Source organism: Aminobacter sp. P4_D5 (genome assembly GCF_056401815.1).
Genome location: NZ_JBFUIP010000760.1, coordinates 1 through 693 on the forward strand (window position 1 = coordinate 1; position 693 = coordinate 693).

Sequence of the window (693 nt, forward strand, 5' to 3'; positions counted from 1 at the left end):
GCCATTCCGCATCGGAGAGGGGGTTGTGGGGGATGCGGAGGGGGAGGCCATTGGTTCAGAATAGGAAAAAAATCAAGAACAAATCAAGAAAATTCAGCCAATGACGGCGGCGCCCCGCCCCCGGACGTGCGGCCTTAAGACTTGGAGTTTATCCCCTTGAAGCAGCAAGGCAGAAACGACCCCCTCCTGAGAGGATCGGGGCCGTTTCTATCAGGCGGCTTGATCCCGCTCATTCGTGAAAAGAGACGCATCCGTATCCGGCAGGGGGCGACCCACTAGCCAGTAGCCCTGGCCCTCGATGTTCTGAAAGCGGCCTTGGTTCCGCCAGAGGATCGTGCCGATGTATCGCGGCTTGTCAGAACTATTGATTGCCATGCCATGCCGCTCGATCCACTCTACCAGCTGACCGCGTTGCATCGGGTGCCCGGCCTCCAGAATGGCCTTCTCCGCCATCTCGACTATGTCCTTCGTTGCCGCCGCAGGCTGCTTCTTTGCCCGAACGGGGGTGAGTGGAGCAGGCTCTTGAGCGGCGTCGGGGGGGATGTTCTCAGGGGCGGCTACCCAACCCGACCCAGCCGCGATCAGAGCATTATACATCTCAATGAACTGCTCGACCTTGGCTAGCTCGACTCGGAGCGCATCACGCCGGGCTAGGGCTCGCTGGATCACATTTTTTTCGGACATGGGATTCAG

The 693-nt window shown here is 59.3% G+C and carries 1 protein-coding gene; it reads right to left on the reverse strand.

All coding sequences use genetic code 11. The annotated features are described in order from the left end of the window. Nucleotides 1-210: 210 nt before the first annotated feature. Nucleotides 211-693: hypothetical protein (locus tag AC1DWF_RS34825; RefSeq protein ID WP_476843037.1), on the reverse strand; the 483-nt coding region annotated here is incomplete at its 5' end.